This window comes from Streptomyces sp. NBC_01092 (assembly GCF_045039535.1).
Taxonomy (GTDB): Bacteria; Actinomycetota; Actinomycetes; order Streptomycetales; family Streptomycetaceae; genus Streptomyces.
Map to the genome: position 1 here is coordinate 2,012,472 of NZ_CP108659.1, position 16,574 is coordinate 2,029,045.

Consider the following 16,574-nt stretch of genomic DNA (forward strand, 5'->3'; position numbering starts at 1 on the left):
GCCCGCGCGGTCCGAGTGCCGTCCCGCAGGCCGGCGCCCCCGACGTCGTTCACGCCACGAACGGCCTCGCCGCGTCGCCACTCCCGGAAACCCCGCTCTCCACCAGCCGAGCCGCCGCGGCCAGCCGCACCGCGGCCTCCTCCGCCACGGCGCCCCCCACGGTGAACGGCAGCCGCACATACCCCTCGAAGGCCCCGTCCACCCCGAAGCGAGGCCCGGACGGCACCCGAACCCCCACCCGCTCCCCCGCTTCCGCGAGCCGCGAGCCCGACAGGCCGCCCGTGCGCACCCACAGCGTGAGCCCGCCCTGCGGCACCTCGAACTCCCACTCGGGCAGCTCCCGTCGGACGGCCGCCACGAGCGCGTCCCGGTTCTCGCGAGCCTGCGCACGCCGCAGCTCCACCGCCTGCTCCCAACCTCCCGTGCCGAACAGCCAGTTCACGGCCAGCTGCTCCAGCACGGGCGTGCCCAGGTCGGCGTAGGCGCGCGCCGCCACCAGACTGCGGATCACGTCGGGAGCCGCCCGCACCCAGCCGATCCGCATCCCCGCCCAGAAGGCCTTGCTGGCCGAGCCGACGGTGATCACGGTCGACCCGGCGGGGTCGAAGGCGCAGACGGTCCGCGGCATGTCCAGGTCCGGGTCGAGCCACAGCTCGCTCATCGTCTCGTCGGCGACCAGTACCGTCCCCGCCGACCGTGCCGCGTCGACCAGCTTGCGCCGCTGGTCCTCGTCGGCCAGCGCCCCGGTCGGGTTGTGGAAGTCGGCGACGACATAGGCGAGCCGGGGCGCGGCCTCCCGCAGCACCTGCCGCCAGCGGTCCACGTCCCAGCCGGCCAGCCCCCCGGCCATGGCGACGGGCACGAGCCGGGCGCCCGCCTCCCGCATCAGCTGGAGGATGTTGGCGTACGACGGCGACTCGACGGCGATCCGCTCCCCGCGCCCCGCGAACAGATGGCAGATCGCGTCCATGGCGCCCATCGCCCCGGTCGTCACCATGATCTGCTCGGGCATGGTCGGAATCCCGCGCTGCGTGTACCGGTCGGCGATCATCGACCGCAGCGCGGGCAGCCCGGCCGGATAGTCGCCGTGGGTGTGGGCGTACGGCGGCAGCTCCTCCAGGGCGCCCTGGACGGCACGGGTCAGCCACGGCTCGGGCGCGGGCAGCGCCGCGGTGCCCAGGTCGATGACCGAGCCGAGCGCCTCGGGCGGCAGCGGCTCAAGCCCGCGCGCGGGCAGGGGGTTCCCGGCCGGTACGGCGGTCCAGCTGCCGGCTCCCCGCCGCGACTCCAGGAACCCCTCACTGCGCAAGGCCTCGTAGGCCGCGGCCACCGTCGTACGGCTCACGGACAGCGACAGGGCCAGTTCCCGCTCGGCGGGCAGCCGCGCGGCGACCGGGACGCGGCCCTCCAGGACGAGCAGCCGGATGCCGTCGGCCAGCGCCCGGTACGCGGGCGGGCGTTTGCTGCCGGGCCCGGCGGGGCGATCCTGCTGAGAGGTGAGGAGCCGGGCGAGTTGCGCGGCCCCCACCGCGGAAGTCCACTGCGCCATGATTTCCAGTCCACCTTCTCCGAATTGGCCATGGATGGCATGGCAACCCAAGCCACAGGGTGTCATGCATCAGGCCACTACCACCACAGGGGGGGCACGTTTTGTCCACGCAGGGACGTCTCACACAGCGGCTCACGCAGGGGCATCTCCTACGACGGCTGGCACAGCTCTACCTCGGGCTCGCGCTGTACGGCGTGAGCTCGGCACTGCTCGTCGAGGCAGGCCTGGGCCTGGAGCCCTGGAACGTGCTGCACCAGGGCCTCGCCGAGCTCACCGGCCTCACGATCGGCGTCGTCTCGATCATCATCGGCGCGGCGGTGCTGCTCCTGTGGATCCCGTTGCGCCAGCGCCCGGGTCTCGGCACCGTCTCCAACGTCTTCGTGGTCGGCATCGCCCTGGACGGCGCCCTCGCCCTGCTCCCCGAGGCGCACTCCCTGGCCGTGCGGATCCCGCTGCTCGTGGCGGGAATCGTGCTCAACGGCGCGGCGACCGGCCTGTACATCGCCGCTCGCTTCGGCCCCGGGCCCCGGGACGGCCTGATGACCGGCCTGCACCAGCGCACCGGCCGCTCGATCCGCCTGATGCGTACGGCCGTCGAGATCGCGGTCGTGGCGACCGGCTTCGCCCTGGGCGGCACCGTCGGCGTGGGCACCCTCCTGTACGCGGTGTCGATCGGCCCGCTCGCCCAGCTCTTCCTGCGCGTGTTCGCCGTTCCCCCGGCATCGGACGGAAGCACGGTCGTTGCCACCGGGCAACCCCGGCGCGCGATACTGCGTCCGTGAGCACCACGCGGATACGCCACCCCTACCTCGACCACCCCGGCCCCATCCCCTTCGCCCACCGGGGCGGGGCGGCGGACGGCCTGGAGAACACCGCGCTGCAGTTCCGGCGGGCGGTCGAAACGGGCTACCGGTACATCGAGACCGACGTCCACACCACCCGCGACGGCAAGCTCGTCGCCTTCCACGACTCGACCCTGGACCGGGTGACGGACGGAGCGGGCCGGATCGCCGACCTGCCCTGGGACGACGTACGGCAGGCGCGCGTGGCCGGCAAGGAGCCGGTGCCCCTCTTCGAGGAGCTCCTGGAGACCTTCCCCGAGGTGCGCTGGAACGTCGACCTCAAGGCGGAGCCGGCCCTGCACCCGTTCCTGGAGCTGATCGAGCGTACGAACGCCTGGGACCGCATCTGCGTCGGCTCCTTCTCCGAGGCCCGTGTCATCCGCGCCCAGCGCCTGGCCGGCCCGCGTCTTGCGACGTCGTACGGCACCCGGGGCGTCCTCAACCTGCGGCTGCGCTCCTGGGGAGTGCCGGCCGCGCTGCGCCGTTCGGCGGTCGCCGCCCAGGTGCCCGAGGTCCAGTCCGGCATCCATGTGGTGGACCAGCGCTTCGTACGGGCCGCCCACGCGCGCGGGCTCCAGGTGCACGTGTGGACCATCAATGATCCCGATGCGATGCACCGGCTCCTGGACCTGGGCGTCGATGGCATCATGACCGATCACATCGACACGTTGCGCAAGGTCATGGAGGACCGGGGCGTCTGGGTCTGACCCGGTCTCCGGCGCCGCCCTCGCGCGGGATCACGGGGAAGCGAGGGCACGGGGTGGGGACCGATACCGTGCGAACCGACGCGGCCGACGAGGCCGCGGGACGGCGGCGCGAGCAGCGCGGCTGGTACTTCTACGACTGGGCGTGCTCCGTCTACTCGACGAGCGTGCTCACCGTGTTCCTGGGCCCGTATCTGACATCGGTCGCCGAGGAGGCTGCGGACGCGGACGGATTCGTCCACCCCTTGGGCATCCCGGTGCGTGCGGGCTCGTTCTTCGCGTACTCGGTGTCCCTGTCGGTCATCGTGGCCGTCCTGGTGATGCCCCTGGTGGGCGCCGCCGCCGACCGCACCGGCCGTAAGAAGCCCCTGCTCGCGATCGCCGCCTATGTGGGAGCGACCGCCACCACGGCCATGTTCTTCCTGGGCGGCGAGCGCTATCTGCTCGGTGGCGTCCTGCTGATCGTGGCCAACGCGGCCCAGTCGGTCGCGATGATGCTCTACAACTCCTACCTTCCGCAGATCGCCCCGCCCGAGGAGCGCGACGCGGTCTCCTCCCGGGGCTGGGCCTTCGGCTACGCGTCGGGCTCGCTGATGCTGATCGTGAACCTGGTCCTGTACCTGGCGCACGACTCCTTCGGCGTCTCGGAGAGCACCGCTGTGCGCATCTGTCTGGCGTCGGCGGGCCTGTGGTGGGGTGCGTTCGCGATCATCCCGCTCCGGCGGCTGCGCGACCGCCGGTCCACCGGCGAGCGGACCGGGAAGACGCCGGGCGCGATGGGCTTCAGGCAGCTCGCGGCGACCATCCGCGACATGCGCCGCCACCCGCTGACGCTCGCCTTCCTGCTCGCCTACCTGATCTACAACGACGGCATCCAGACTGTGATCTCCCAGGCGTCGATCTACGGCTCCGAGGAACTGGGCCTCGGGCAGTCCACGCTGATCGGCGCCGTGCTGCTGGTCCAGGTGCTGGCGGTGGCGGGCGCGCTGGGGATGGGGCGGCTGGCCCGGATCTACGGCGCCAAGCGGACGATCCTCGGCTCGCTGATCGCATGGACGGTGACGCTGGCGGCAGGGTACTTCCTGCCGGCCGGGGCGCCGGTCTGGTTCTTCGTGCTCGCGTCCGGCATCGGGCTGGTCCTGGGCGGCAGCCAGGCCCTGTCCCGGTCCCTGTTCTCGCACCTCGTCCCTCCGGGGAAGGAGGCGGAGTACTTCTCGGCGTACGAGCTCAGCGACCGCGGTATGAGCTGGCTGGGGCCCCTGCTGTTCGGGCTCACCTACCAGCTGACCGGAAGCTATCGGGACGCGATCATCTCCCTGGTGGCCTTCTTCATCATCGGATTCGCCCTGCTCGCGAGGGTTCCGGTGCGCCGGGCGATCAGCGACGCGGGGAACCCGGTGCCGACAACGATTTAGCGTTCCGAGTGAAAGGGCGGTAGTGTACGCGTTTGGCCTGCCAGGCGTACCGTTACTGCGCGTCAAAGATGCCGAAACGCTGGGTTACATCTGCTAGCAGATGTGACAAACCGGGCGCCGGTGGGTACGACATTGGTCAGCAAGGCTGAGGCTACAAACGGCGACACACGACCCGGAACGTGACACGGAACGGGAATCTTTACCGCCGACCGGACGTTGACCGGATGACGACGACAGCGACACCTGTCCTGTGGGCGACAAGCCCGGGAGGCACGATTCATGAGTGAGCGAGCTCTTCGCGGCACGCGCCTCGTGGTGACCAGCTACGAGACGGACCGCGGCATCGACTTGGCCCCGCGCCAGGCCGTGGAGTACGCATGCGAGAAGGGGCACCGGTTCGAGATGCCCTTCTCGGTCGAGGCGGAGATTCCGCCGGAGTGGGAGTGCAAGGTCTGCGGGGCCCAGGCACTCCTCGTGGACGGCGATGGCCCAGAAGAAAAGAAGGGCAAGCCCGCGCGTACACATTGGGACATGCTGATGGAGCGGCGTACCCGCGAGGAACTCGAAGAGGTCCTCGAGGAACGTCTTGCGGTACTGCGCTCCGGGGCGATGAACATCGCAGTTCACCCCCGGGACAGCCGCAAGTCCGCATAGTCCCAGCGCGGCTTGGGTGCACTTACCAGGTAACGCGTACAACCGCGGGCGCCGTACGTCATCACGACGTACGGCGCCCGCGGTTTCGTGTGCCCGGATCCGGGCGGGACCCGACCCGGCACTCGGCGTTTCCGGGCGGGACCCGGCACCCGGCGTTCGTGTGCGGGGCTCGGCCCGGCACGGAAGCGGGCTCAGCCCATCAGCGGCGGCCGCGGCTCCTGCGGTGCGTCCCCCGGCTCGTCCCGGATGACCTCACCCTGCACGACCTTGCCGTCGGGGCGGTGAATCCGAGCCTGCTGAAAGGCGTCGCCGAGCGAACCGGAGCCCGCCTCGCGGAGCTTGCGGTCGAAGGTCCGCTCGGCGTACCCGCTCAGGGCCTTCTGGACCGGCGGGATCAGCAGGAGCAGGCCCACCGCGTCCGAGATCAGGCCCGGCAGCATGATCAGCAGGCCGCCCAGCATCATCAGACCGTTGCCGCCGCCGCTCGACGGGGTGCCGCCGCGCTGCATCGCCTCGTTCAGCGCCTGGAAGGCCCGCCGGCCCGCTCGCTTGATCACCACGGAGCCGAGCACGAGACCGGCGAGAAGCAGCAGGAACACCGTGAGCCCGCCCACCGCGTCCGCGACGACGGTCAGCAGCCAGATCTCCAGCACCAGCCACGCGGCGATGCCCAGCGGCAGGAAGGTACGCAGCCGGGAACGCCGGGGTCGGGCGGGATACGTCGGGGTCGGTGCACCACTCGTCATGCGTCCAGTGTGCCTGGGCCCGGCTCAGAGCGGGATAAGCGGCCGGCCGACGCCTGAACCGCGCACGGGGGTCGGCGCCCGCCGTGCGGTCCCGGAGCTACTTCTGGGGCGGCGGCTGCGACGGTGAGGACTGCTTGGAGCGGCCCAGCAGCTTGCCCACCCGCTCCTGCGCCCCCCAGGTCGTGACCCGCCACAGCGCCTCGACCAGGATGTCGCGGCTCATCTTCGAGTCACCGAGCTCCCGCTCGACGAAGGTGATCGGCACCTCGACGACGTGGTAGCCGGCCTTGACCGCGCGGCGGGCGAGGTCGACCTGGAAGCAGTAGCCCTGGGAGGCGACGTCGTCGAGGCCGAGGCCCTCCAGGGTCTCGCGGCGGAAGGCGCGGTAGCCGCCGGTGATGTCGCGCAGGGGGAGGTCCAGGGCGACGCGCGAGTACAGGCTGCCGCCGCGGGAGATGAACTCCCGGGACTTGGGCCAGTTCACGACCCGGCCGCCGGGCACCCAGCGGGAGCCGAGGACGAGGTCGGCGCCCTTGAGGGCGGTCAGCAGGCGGGGCAGTTCCTCGGGCTGGTGGGAGCCGTCGGCGTCCATCTCGATCAGGACGCCGTAGTCGTGCTCGATGCCCCAGCGGAAGCCCGCGAGGTAGGCCGCGCCGAGGCCCTCCTTGCCCTTGCGGTGCAGGACCTGGACATGGTCGTCATCGGCGGCCAATTCGTCCGCGAGCTTGCCGGTGCCGTCGGGGCTGTTGTCGTCGGCCACCAGCACGTGGGCGTCCGGCACCGCCTTGCGGACCCGGCCGACGATGCTCTTGATGTTCTCCGCCTCGTTGTAGGTCGGAATGATCACCAACGCCGTGCCGAGCGGCCCGAACCGCCTCCCGCGGTCCTGTGCCCCGAGGGTCCCGTCGCCGTCGTTCACTGCTGCCCCTTCACTTCCGTACGCAGACGTCCACCATAGTGGGCGCGGCCTGCGCTGACGTGACAGCACGTTCGTATGCCGGTGTCGATTCCACAAGAGCGAAGCACGTGCAGGTTTTGCGTGACCGTACGCCGGCGCGGTCCTGCTGCGGATGGGGGCCCGGCGCCCTTCGGGCCGACCTGGGACCCGCTGGCTGCGGATCGACCGAAAGCCGTTGTCTACTGAGCGCCCGGGCCCCACCCGGGTCACACCTCCCCGACCGGCCGGAAAGTTCCGTCGTCGCCGCGCGAGCGCTGAGCCTGGCTCCCAGTGGCGGTGCCCGGTGCGGCACACCGTCCCTGACCCAGCGGCGTTGCGACGGGTTCCCGGAAGTTCCGCGGTTGTCCGGTCGGGCGTCCGGTGGTGGACTCGGCCGAACCTACCGGCCTCGGGCCTCCGCCTGTCAACAGCCGTTTGACCTGCGGTTTTTCTCCGCTTTCGCTGGTCAACGCAGAGGATGCGCAGGTCGCGCGACGGGGCGGCGCGCGATGATCGGGTTCGCGCCACCCCGGGAGATCACTCGCCCGGCCGTACGAAGACCGTTCGTCCGCCCACCACCGTGCGCAGGCAGACCGGCAGCTCGCGGCCCGGGGTCAGATCGGGCAGGCCGGGGGTGCCGGAGCGCGGGTCGGTGGACCAGCGCGCGACCCGGTCGTCGGGTGCCTGGACCACCAGCTCGTCGGTGCGCCACACGGCGTAGTCGGCGGGTGCGCCCGGCACGAGGACGCCCGCGTCGTCGCGCCCGATCGCCCGCCAGCCGCCGCGCGTGTGCGCCGTGAACGCGGCGCGCACCGACACCCGGTGCTCGGGCGTGTGGTGGAAGGCCGCCGCGCGGACGGTGCCCCAGGGGTCGAGGGGGGTGACCGGGCTGTCGGAGCCGAAGGCGAGCGGGACTCCCGCGCGCAGCAGGGCCGCGAAGGGGTTCAGTGAGCGGGCGCGTTCGGCGCCGAGGCGCGTCACGTACATCCCCTCCTCGCCGCCCCACAGCGCGTCGAAGGCGGGCTGCACGGAGGCGGTCAGGCCCAGCTCGGCGAAGGCCGCGACGGTGTCGGGGGAGAGCATCTCGGCGTGCTCGACCCGGTGCCGGGCGGCGCGGACCCGGGCGAGGCCGACCTTCTCGGCGGCGGCGCGCACGCCCTCCACGACGGCGGTCACGGCGGCGTCGCCGATCGCGTGGAAGCCCGCCTGGAGGCCGGCCTCGGTGCAGGCGGCGACATGGGCGGCGACGGCGCCCGCGTCCAGGTAGGCGGTGCCGGTGTGGGCGGCGTCGGCGTACGGCTGGTGCAGACAGGCGGTGTGCGAGCCCAGGGCGCCGTCGACGAAGAGGTCACCGGCCGCGCCGAGCGCGCCGAGCTCACGCGCCTTCGTCACGTCCTGCTCGGCCCAGTAACCGACGACCCGTGGCCCGGCCTCCTCGGCGGCGAGCCGGAGCAGCCCGGTGAAGTCGTCCTCGGAGGAGATGTCCGGCCCGCCGCACTCATGGACGGTGCCGATCCCGAGGGAGGCGGCGTGCGCCAGGGCGGCCCGCTGGCCCTCGACACGCTGGGCCGGGGTGATGGAGGCCAGCGCGGTCGCGCGCACCGCGTGGTGGGCGCCGGCGACGAGCGGGGCGTCCACGGCGCCGAGGTCGCCCGGCGTCATGTCGAGCAGGGCCGTGGTGACGACCGCCGAGTGGACGTCGATCCGGGACAGGTACAGCGGGCGGCCACCGGTGGCCTCGTCCAGCTCGGCGCGCGTCGGCGGGCGGCCGCCGGGCCAGCGGGAGGCGTCCCAGCCGTGCCCGAGCAGGACGCGGTCGTCCGGCCGGGCGGCGGCGAAGTCCCGTACGAGGGCGAGGGCCGTCTCCAGGGACGGGGCGCCGGACAGGTCGAGGCCGGCCAGGGCGAGGCCCGTGGCGGTGGTGTGCACATGGGCGTCGGTGAACGCGGGGGTGACCAGGGCACCGTCCAGATCGACGACCTCGTCCACACCGTCCGCGAAGGCGTCGGCGGCCCCCTCGGACCCGACCCAGGCGACCTGGCCGCGCTCCACGACCATCGCGGTGGCGAAGGGGTCGGCGGGGCTGTGGACTTCGCCCCGGCGCAGGAGGACGGTCTTCGGCTGGGCGGTGGACTCACTCATGGGGAACAGTCTCGCGCCTCCCCCGGGCGCCTCCCGACGGGGGTCCGCCGCGGTGGCGCTCAGACCTTGGGCGGCCGTGCCTCGTACGGTGTGGACAGCACCACCGTCGTCCGGGTGGAGACCCCCGCCAGCGAACGCACCCGGGCCAGCAGTTCCTCGAGTTCGTGCGGCGTGGCCACGCGCACCTTGAGGATGTAGTTCTCGTCACCGGCCACGCTGTGGCAGGCCTCGATCTCGGGCACGTCGGCGAGCCGGTCCGCGATGTCGTCGGGGGCGCTGGGGTCGAACGGTTTCACCGAGATGAAGGCCGTCATGGGCAGCCCCACGGACTCCGGATCGACGACCGCGGCATAGCCGCGGATGACGCCGCGCTGTTCCAGCCGGCGCACCCGCTGGTGCACGGCCGACGTGGACAGGCCGGTGGCCTTGCCCAGGTCGGTGTAACTCATCCGCCCGTCCTTGACGAGCAGCTGCACGATTTGTCGGTCCAGCTCCTCCATGGCGCAAGAACCTACAGTGCTGCTGATCTCATCGGATACCTCAGCAGCCCAGGTCATGCCCGGTTTGTGATGTGGCCGGCCGCCGGCTGTGTGCCGCCTGAGGGACAAACCGGCCGCCACGGGCACCTGCGAGCGGCATGTGACGAAGGCCACAGCCCCCGAACAGGCTCCGTGATGTACCCGTGATTAATGCCGAGGACAGGCGGGAAGTGCTTGCTGTGGTCGAGGCCGCAGTGCCGTCACGGCCCAGCCCGAGGGGGAGAATCCCATGCAGAGTCTTAAGCGCCCTGGTCGTACCACGCCCAAGCGGCCGCAACTGGTCGTCGAGCCCGCTCCGGAGGGCGTCGAACCCGACGCCCTGGAGGACGACGACGAACTCGACGCGTACGACACCTTCGAGATGTACCGGGTGATCTGCCCGGACTGCGCGCAGCCCATCGCCCTGCTGGCGGACGAGGAGGTCCTGCCGGAGCACGCGCTGTGCGCCTCGCCGTGGAACCCGTTCGGGCTCACGGTCTGCGCCGGTACGGGTCGCAGGGCCGCCGAGGCCCGCTCCGCCGACGAGTCGACGGAGCCCCAGGAGCAGGACACCGCCCTGCTGTTGACGCTCCCTCAGGGGCTCGACTGGCGGACCCAGCCCTTCTCGCACGTCGGCGGCCCGGGCTCACGCCCCATCAGGGTCCCGGTCATGCGGCGCGAGGCCGCCTGAGCTCAGGCCGCCCTTCGCGCGTCGCTCAATTCCAGTAGCTGCCCTGCACCATGGCTCGCAGGCTGCCGTGGTGCAGGATCAGTGTGTCCGGGTCCGCCGGTACGGCCACTTCGCCGAAGTGCGCCTGACGGTAGGCGATCCGGAGCATGACGACGGCGTGCCGCAGGGCGGCGTAGAGCGTGTAGAAGTCCATGTCGCGCGGGGTGTGCCCGGTGAGGTCGGCATAGCGGGCCTCGACGCGGTCGCGGCGGAGGAACTCCGGTAGTCCGCGCTGTCCGAAGGCGACCGTGAGGTCCTGGAAGAAGCGGTGCAGATAGACGGTCCAGCCCAGGTCGACCTCGCGCGGGGCCAGTGCCGCCATCTCCCAGTCCAGGACGGCCGCGGGGGCGAAGCCGTCGTAGACGATGTTTCCGATGCGTGCGTCGCCCCAGTTGAGCACGGGTGTGCCCGGATCGCGCGGCCAGAGGTCCTCCAGGCGGTCGAACGCGTCCTCGATCAGCGGTGAGCGGGCGAGTCCGTCAACCACCCATTCGTAGTACGCGCGTTGGGCCGTGACGTGCCGCCGCAGGGCGTCCCCCGCACCGGGCAGGGCGAGGAACTCGGCCTGCGGCGACGGAACTTGGTCGTGCAGCCGGGCAAGCAGCGCGATCGTCGCCGCCTCCAGCCGCTCGCGTTCCTCGTCGCTCGCCGCGTGCAGCCAGTTGCCCTCGTAGGTGTACGGCATGACATCCGGCGGCACGCGCCCCTCGACGCGCTCCATGACGAAGAAGGGCGCGCCCAGCGGACCGGGGTCCTCCTCCAGCCACAGCACCTTCGGCACGGGCAGATCCGTGTGCTCGGCCACGACACGCATGGTCCGGTACTGGCGCGGCATGTCGTACACCGGGAAGACGGTGTAGGCCGCCGGGTCGGCCGCGAGCCGCAACGCGCAGGCGCGCACCGGCTGTTCGGGGTGTTCGATGTCGAAGAGCAGGGTCTCGCTGGACAGGCCGTTCGACTCGGGGACGGTGACGCCGACCGCCTGCGCGCCGGGCAGCCTGGTGCGCAGCCAGGCGGTGAGGCGGCGGGTGATCTCCTGCGGGTCCCGGGTGCTGGTGCGCGGGCGCGGTGCCGTGGCTGCCATGACGCAAAACCCCCTAGGGTGCGACCGACTTGAAGTCCGCGAAGCCGCTCGGGTCGTGTCGCCCGAACGAGCCGTGCTCGAAGATGCCGTGGCCGATCCGCCCGTCCAGCCGGAAGCGCGCGGCGTGGTCGGTGACGCCGTACGCGGCCAGGGGGTGGGCCTCGGTGAGGTCGTAGGTGCGCCGGTCGGTCCAGCCGCGCCCGCGCCAGGTGCCGTGCTGCCAGTCGTCGGCGGGCGGGTAACCGGCGCCGACGGCGAGCGGGGAGGAGGTGAGGATCTCCACCTCCAGTTCCTGCGGCTTGCGGACGTCTCCGAGGTGGATGAGGGCGCGTTCGGGGTGGCGGGTGCCGGGGCGGTAGGTGATCTCGGCCTGGGGCCAGCCGAGTTGGCGGTCGCGCCGGCCCGGGTGGACCAGCGTCGCCTCGTTCAGCGAGCGGTGTCCGTCCGCGTCCTCCTGGACGATCACCATCAGGAACCGGTCCTCGAAACGGACCGGGCACCATATCCAGTGGAAGCCCTCGGTCGGATGCTCCTGGGCGACACGTCCGCCCTCCTCCCCCGGAATGGGGCGCACGCCCCAGCTGCGGTCCCTGGTGCCGGTCCACTCGGCGGCGGTGACCCGGAACTCCTCTCCGGCGGCGCGGATCACGCCCGTCACGCTCCCCGCCTGCACGAAGCGACGCCCTTCGAGGGTGAGCCGGTCGCCGCGGCGCTGGACGTGATGGGGTTCCCACAGGGCCGGGAACTCCGCGGTCCAGGAGAGGTCGTACGAGAGGGTGTCGTCGTCGCACACGAGGCGCAGCCGGCGCAGCGGCTCCTCCACCTCGATCCTCAGCGGCCCGACGGCGAGCCGCATCCGGTCGTCGCCGAGCGCGTCGGAGGCACGTACGGCGTGCAGGGTGTCCCCCACCCGCAGGGTCGCGTACGCGTCGATCACCCCGACGTTCGGATACACCCCGAGACCGAGGATGAGCAGTGCACGCCCCCGGTGGTCGAGCACGTGGAAGATGCAGCGGTCGTAGGCGTTCCGGTCGCTGGTCGCGACGTGCTTCATGGACAGGGGGACCTGGTGCACCGGGTACTCGTCGAGCGGTACCGGGCGGTCGTCGTCGGCCACGGCAAACCTCCCTGGACGCGGGCTGGGCTGACGGTACGTCAGACAGCCTCGGGTGACCAGAGTGGGAGCCGGACAAGGGTGAACTCACGCCCGAATCCGACGGGCGGTGACTTGTCCACCCACCTCCGCGTTGCCCTGATATGCCCCACACCTACCACGGGACCGGGCCCCAGCACCGCGTCTTCGTCCCCCGGCCCGCAGGAACGCTTCAGCCGCCGGCGCCCCCGCAGCCGCCGGATCCGCCGATCTACCGCGATCTGATGCGCATGTGGGCCGACCGCGGCCGCACCCTGCCCGGGCACCACGACCCGGAGTGGATCCGGCTCGCGGCGCCGCAGGTCAGGCACGGCCAGTTCAGCGGCCCTCGGGACCAGCTAGGTGACGGGCGATGACCATCCGCTGAATCTGGTTCGTGCCCTCGACGATCTGCAGGACCTTGGCCTCGCGCATGTAGCGCTCGGCCGGGAAGTCCGCGGTGTAGCCGTACCCGCCGAGGATCTGGACGGCGTCGGTGGTGACCTTCATCGCCGTGTCGGTGCAGTGCAGCTTGGCCATCGCCGCCTGCTTGGCGAAGGGCCGGCCGGCGTCGCGCAGCCGTGCCGCCGCCAGATACAGCGCGCGGCCCGCCTCGATCTGGGTCGCCATGTCGGCGAGCATGAAGCGCAGGCCCTGGAAATCGGCGATCGGCTTACCGAACTGCCGGCGCTCGGTCGCGTACTCGACCGCCTCGTCGAGCGCCGCCTGGGCGACGCCGATCGCGCAGGCCGCGATGCCGAGCCGGCCGGAGTCGAGCGCGGACAGGGCGATGGCGAAGCCCTGGCCCTCGTCGCCGAGGCGCCGCTCGTCGCCGACCCGGACGCCGTCGAAGTGGACCTGAGCCGTGGGCGACCCCTTCATGCCCATCTTCTTCTCGGGCACCGCCGCACTCAGACCGGCCGCGTCACCGGGCACGAGGAAGGCGCTGATCCCGCGTGGACCGTCCTCGCCGGTACGGGCCATGACGGTGTAGAAGTCGGCGATGCCGCCGTGCGTGATCCAGGCCTTGGTCCCGTTGATCACCCACCCGTCGCCCTCGCGCACCGCCTTCGTACGCAGCGAGGCCGCGTCCGAACCGGACGACGGCTCGGAGAGGCAGTACGCGCCGAGGAGCCCGCCGCCGAGCATCGCGGGGAGGTGCTCGACCTGCTGCTGCTTGCTGCCGTAGGTGGCCAGGGCATAGGAGGCCAGGGTGTGCACGCTGACCCCGAGGCCCACGGTGAGGCGGACCGCGGCGAGCTCTTCGAGGACCTGGAGGTAGACCTCGTAGGGCTGGTCGCCGCCGCCGTACTCGGAGTCGTACGGCAGGCCCAGCAGTCCGGACTCGGAGAGCAGGGTGAAGACCTCGCGCGGGAAGCGCCCCGCGTCCTCCTCCTCGGCCGCCTTCGGGGCGATCTCGCGCTGCGCGATGTCGCGGACGAGCGAGATCAGATCCCGGGCCTCGTCCGTGGGCAGTTGACGGTCCACCGGCTGCGGGGCGCGGTCGGGCATGTCGACGATCCTCCCTGTCGGGCACGTCGGCGGACGTACGCCTTGGGTGGGGCGGCTCCGCCGGGTCTCACTGGTGCCGGGCCGATGCTCGCATTCCCGGGTCTCGGAAGCTGCTGACCAGCGGCTGTGCGCTGTGAGTATGCCCGATCGGCGGCATCGAGTCACCAGTTAACGACCGCTCACTCAAAGAAGTGTCCAGCAAGTTATCCGCGACCCCGAAATTGGTCCGAACCATTGACGTACTGGTCTAGTCCTCCTACGGTGACGGATCAACGCATCAGCGCGTTCATGCCAATCGGAGCATGCTCCCCTCTCCCCCACGAGGAGACACCCGATGCACATCTCGCACCGCCCCCGCAACGGCTTCCGGGCGCTCGTGTCCGCCGCCTGTGCGGCCGTCCTCGGCGCCGGACTGCTCGCCGGCGCGGGCACCGCAACCGCCGAACCCGCCTCCTCCCCGAAGCTGGCCGCCGGCTCCAAGGTCGTCGGCTACTTCACCGAATGGGGGACCTACGACCGCAAGTACTACGTCAAGAACATCGAGACCTCGGGCTCGGCGGCCAAGCTGACCCACATCAACTACGCCTTCGGCAATGTCACCGGCGGCAAGTGCGCGATCGGCGACTCGTACGCCGCGACCGAGCGCACCTACACCGCCGCCGAGTCGGTGGACGGCGTCGCCGACACCTGGGACCAGCCGCTGCGCGGCACCTTCAACCAGCTGCGTGAGCTCAAGAAGAAGCACCCGGGCCTGAAGGTGCTGTGGTCCTTCGGCGGCTGGACCTGGTCGACCGGCTTCGGCGAAGCCGCGCGCAACCCGGCCGCGTTCGCCCAGTCCTGCTACGACCTGGTCGAGAACTCCAAGTGGGCGGATGTCTTCGACGGCATCGACATCGACTGGGAGTACCCGAACGCCTGCGGCGCCACCTGTGACACCAGCGGCCGTGAGGCCTTCAAGAACCTGATGTCGGCGGTGCGCGCCAAGTTCGGCTCCGGCAACCTGGTCACCGCGGCGATCACGGCCGACGCCACCAGCGGCGGCAAGATCGACGCGGCGAACTACGCGGGTGCGGCACAGTACGTCGACTGGTACAACCCGATGACGTACGACTTCTTCGGAGCCTGGGACGCGACCGGTCCGACGGCTCCGCACTCGGCGCTGAACTCCTACTCCGGCATCCCGAAGGCGGACTTCCACAGCTCGGCGACCATCGCCAAGCTCAAGGGCCTCGGCATCCCGTCGTCCAAACTGCTGCTCGGCATCGGCTTCTACGGCCGCGGCTGGACCGGCGTCACCCAGGCGGCGCCCGGCGGTACGGCGACCGGTGCGGCAGCCGGCACCTACGAGGCGGGCATCGAGGACTACAAGGTGCTCAAGACCAAGTGCCCGTCGACCGGGACGGTGGGCGGCACCGCGTACGCCAAGTGCGGGACCAACTGGTGGAGTTACGACACCCCCGCCACCATCGGCACGAAGATGGCGTACAAGAACCAGCAGTCGCTGGGCGGGACCTTCTTCTGGGAACTGAGCGGGGACACGGCGAACGGTGAGCTGATCAAGGCGATCAACTAGCCGGTCCCACGGGGGGCTTGGGGCGGAGGACCACGAGACCTCCGCCCCATGCGCACGCCCTGGGTCAGTCGTCCCGGCGGGCCGGCTCCGGGGCCCGGTAGGAGGGGTCGAGCTCCTCGATGGAACGCATGGCGCCGCCGAGCATCTTCACCAGCAGCTCGCGCATGGTGTCCCGGGGCAGCTCGGGGCGGTCTATCCAGTCGAGGGTGGCACCCTCCACGCTGCACACCCAGGCGAGCAGGCCCATGTGGGCCAGCGGGGCGATGTCGCTGCGGCCGTACGCCCCCTCGGCGAGGGTCGCGACGATCGCCTCGCGCACGCCGTCCCGGATGGCGTGCACCTCGGTGTCGAAGCCGACGCCGCCGCTGACGATGGTGCGGTAGGCGGCCTGGTTGTGCTCGGCGTAGCGCAGATAGCTGTCGATGGTGCGGTGGACCCGGTCCACCTCATCCAGTTCGATGCCGCTCGCCGCATAGGTGACCAGGTCGGCGACGGAGTCCTGGATGATCGCCAGGTAGTAGCCGCGCTTGGACTGGAAGTAGTAGTAGATGAGCCCCTTGGCGACATGGGCCTGGCGTGCGATGTCGTCCATGGAAAGCGCGTCGTACGACGTGTCGGCGAACAGCTTGCGCCCAATGGCGATGAGTTCGGCACGGCGCGCCACCGAACGTTCGGTGCCGCGCGCCCGGGGACGGGCCGCGTCGCGCTGTTGACTAATATTCAATTTAGACCCTGTTGTTCAACGGGGGGCGGGACATCCGCAGTATGTCAGACCTTCACCAGCCACCTGTTCGAGTCTGATCGGCTCTGACGGACCCGTCGACAACAGGGTCGGGATATGTCCGCACAAGGGCTTACGTGTGGGTCAGCTCACAGCAGACCGAGCTGCGTGACGAGCATCGCGACCACCACGACGAGGGTCCAGCCCATGGCGTGCTCGAAGATCTTCGGGCCGTCTTCCTTGGGGCCTCCGGTGCGGACCCGGTCGGCCATGGATGAGTGCGCGGTCATATGCCCACCTTGCCATCGGAGACGG

At 71.2% G+C, this 16,574-nt stretch carries 16 protein-coding genes; 6 read left to right on the forward strand and 10 right to left on the reverse strand.

Going from position 1 to position 16,574, the window contains the following annotated elements; genetic code table 11:
* Positions 1–49: 49 nt before the first annotated feature.
* Positions 50–1,549, reverse strand: coding sequence for a PLP-dependent aminotransferase family protein (locus OG254_RS08840; RefSeq protein WP_405579190.1), 1,500 nt, complete (start codon positions 1,547–1,549; stop codon positions 50–52).
* A 101-nt stretch (positions 1,550–1,650) separates the two neighbouring features.
* On the opposite strand from OG254_RS08840, the gene OG254_RS08845 reads away from it, so the two are divergent.
* The 4 genes from OG254_RS08845 to OG254_RS08860 all read left to right on the forward strand — a co-directional run bounded on the left by OG254_RS08845 (position 1,651) and on the right by OG254_RS08860 (position 5,164).
* Positions 1,651–2,331, forward strand: a complete 681-nt coding sequence (locus tag OG254_RS08845) for a YitT family protein (RefSeq protein WP_405579192.1) — start codon at positions 1,651–1,653, stop codon at positions 2,329–2,331.
* Complete coding sequence (locus OG254_RS08850; protein ID WP_405579194.1) at positions 2,328–3,098, forward strand: glycerophosphodiester phosphodiesterase; 771 nt, start codon at positions 2,328–2,330, stop codon at positions 3,096–3,098. Before OG254_RS08845 ends, OG254_RS08850 begins: the two co-directional genes overlap by 4 nt.
* Positions 3,099–3,151: 53 nt before the next feature.
* On the forward strand, positions 3,152–4,510 hold the full coding sequence (locus OG254_RS08855; RefSeq protein WP_405579196.1) for an MFS transporter: 1,359 nt from the start codon (positions 3,152–3,154) through the stop codon (positions 4,508–4,510).
* 279 nt (positions 4,511–4,789) lie between these two features.
* Entirely contained in the window at positions 4,790–5,164 is a 375-nt protein-coding gene (locus tag OG254_RS08860; protein WP_109379407.1) for an RNA polymerase-binding protein RbpA, read from the forward strand.
* 191 nt (positions 5,165–5,355) lie between these two features.
* Here OG254_RS08860 and fxsA read toward each other — a convergent pair whose 3' ends face one another.
* The 4 genes from fxsA to OG254_RS08880 form a co-directional block, all read right to left on the reverse strand.
* The gene (fxsA, locus tag OG254_RS08865) at positions 5,356–5,910 is read right to left on the reverse strand and encodes an FxsA family membrane protein (protein ID WP_405579198.1); all 555 of its coding nucleotides are present in this window, start codon (positions 5,908–5,910) and stop codon (positions 5,356–5,358) included.
* 97 nt (positions 5,911–6,007) lie between these two features.
* The gene (locus OG254_RS08870) at positions 6,008–6,829 is read right to left on the reverse strand and encodes a polyprenol monophosphomannose synthase (RefSeq protein WP_405579200.1); all 822 of its coding nucleotides are present in this window, start codon (positions 6,827–6,829) and stop codon (positions 6,008–6,010) included.
* A gap of 555 nt (positions 6,830–7,384) precedes the next feature.
* Entirely contained in the window at positions 7,385–8,989 is a 1,605-nt protein-coding gene (locus OG254_RS08875) for an amidohydrolase (RefSeq protein WP_405579202.1), read from the reverse strand.
* A 59-nt stretch (positions 8,990–9,048) separates the two neighbouring features.
* On the reverse strand, positions 9,049–9,489 hold the full coding sequence (locus OG254_RS08880) for an Lrp/AsnC family transcriptional regulator (protein WP_405579204.1): 441 nt from the start codon (positions 9,487–9,489) through the stop codon (positions 9,049–9,051).
* 268 nt (positions 9,490–9,757) lie between these two features.
* Between OG254_RS08880 and OG254_RS08885 the strand changes: the two genes are divergently transcribed.
* A complete protein-coding gene (locus OG254_RS08885) occupies positions 9,758–10,198 on the forward strand; it encodes a hypothetical protein (protein WP_405579207.1) in 441 nt (146 codons plus the stop codon).
* A 25-nt stretch (positions 10,199–10,223) separates the two neighbouring features.
* Here the strand turns inward: OG254_RS08885 and OG254_RS08890 are convergent, their stop codons facing one another.
* From OG254_RS08890 to OG254_RS08900, 3 genes are all read right to left on the reverse strand, one after another.
* On the reverse strand, positions 10,224–11,321 hold the full coding sequence (locus tag OG254_RS08890; protein ID WP_405579209.1) for a phosphotransferase family protein: 1,098 nt from the start codon (positions 11,319–11,321) through the stop codon (positions 10,224–10,226).
* A 13-nt stretch (positions 11,322–11,334) separates the two neighbouring features.
* On the reverse strand, positions 11,335–12,375 hold the full coding sequence (locus tag OG254_RS08895) for a hypothetical protein (RefSeq protein ID WP_405594907.1): 1,041 nt from the start codon (positions 12,373–12,375) through the stop codon (positions 11,335–11,337).
* 417 nt (positions 12,376–12,792) lie between these two features.
* Positions 12,793–13,965: an acyl-CoA dehydrogenase gene (locus tag OG254_RS08900; RefSeq protein ID WP_405579212.1), complete on the reverse strand. Its 1,173-nt coding sequence runs from the start codon at positions 13,963–13,965 to the stop codon at positions 12,793–12,795.
* Positions 13,966–14,299: 334 nt separating this feature from the next.
* Between OG254_RS08900 and OG254_RS08905 the strand changes: the two genes are divergently transcribed.
* The gene (locus tag OG254_RS08905) at positions 14,300–15,538 is read left to right on the forward strand and encodes a glycoside hydrolase family 18 protein (protein ID WP_405579215.1); all 1,239 of its coding nucleotides are present in this window, start codon (positions 14,300–14,302) and stop codon (positions 15,536–15,538) included.
* A gap of 64 nt (positions 15,539–15,602) precedes the next feature.
* Here the strand turns inward: OG254_RS08905 and OG254_RS08910 are convergent, their stop codons facing one another.
* Positions 15,603–16,262: a TetR/AcrR family transcriptional regulator gene (locus OG254_RS08910; RefSeq protein WP_405579218.1), complete on the reverse strand. Its 660-nt coding sequence runs from the start codon at positions 16,260–16,262 to the stop codon at positions 15,603–15,605.
* A gap of 146 nt (positions 16,263–16,408) precedes the next feature.
* Complete coding sequence (locus OG254_RS08915; protein ID WP_405579221.1) at positions 16,409–16,549, reverse strand: SCO1431 family membrane protein; 141 nt, start codon at positions 16,547–16,549, stop codon at positions 16,409–16,411.
* Positions 16,550–16,574 lie beyond the last annotated feature (25 nt).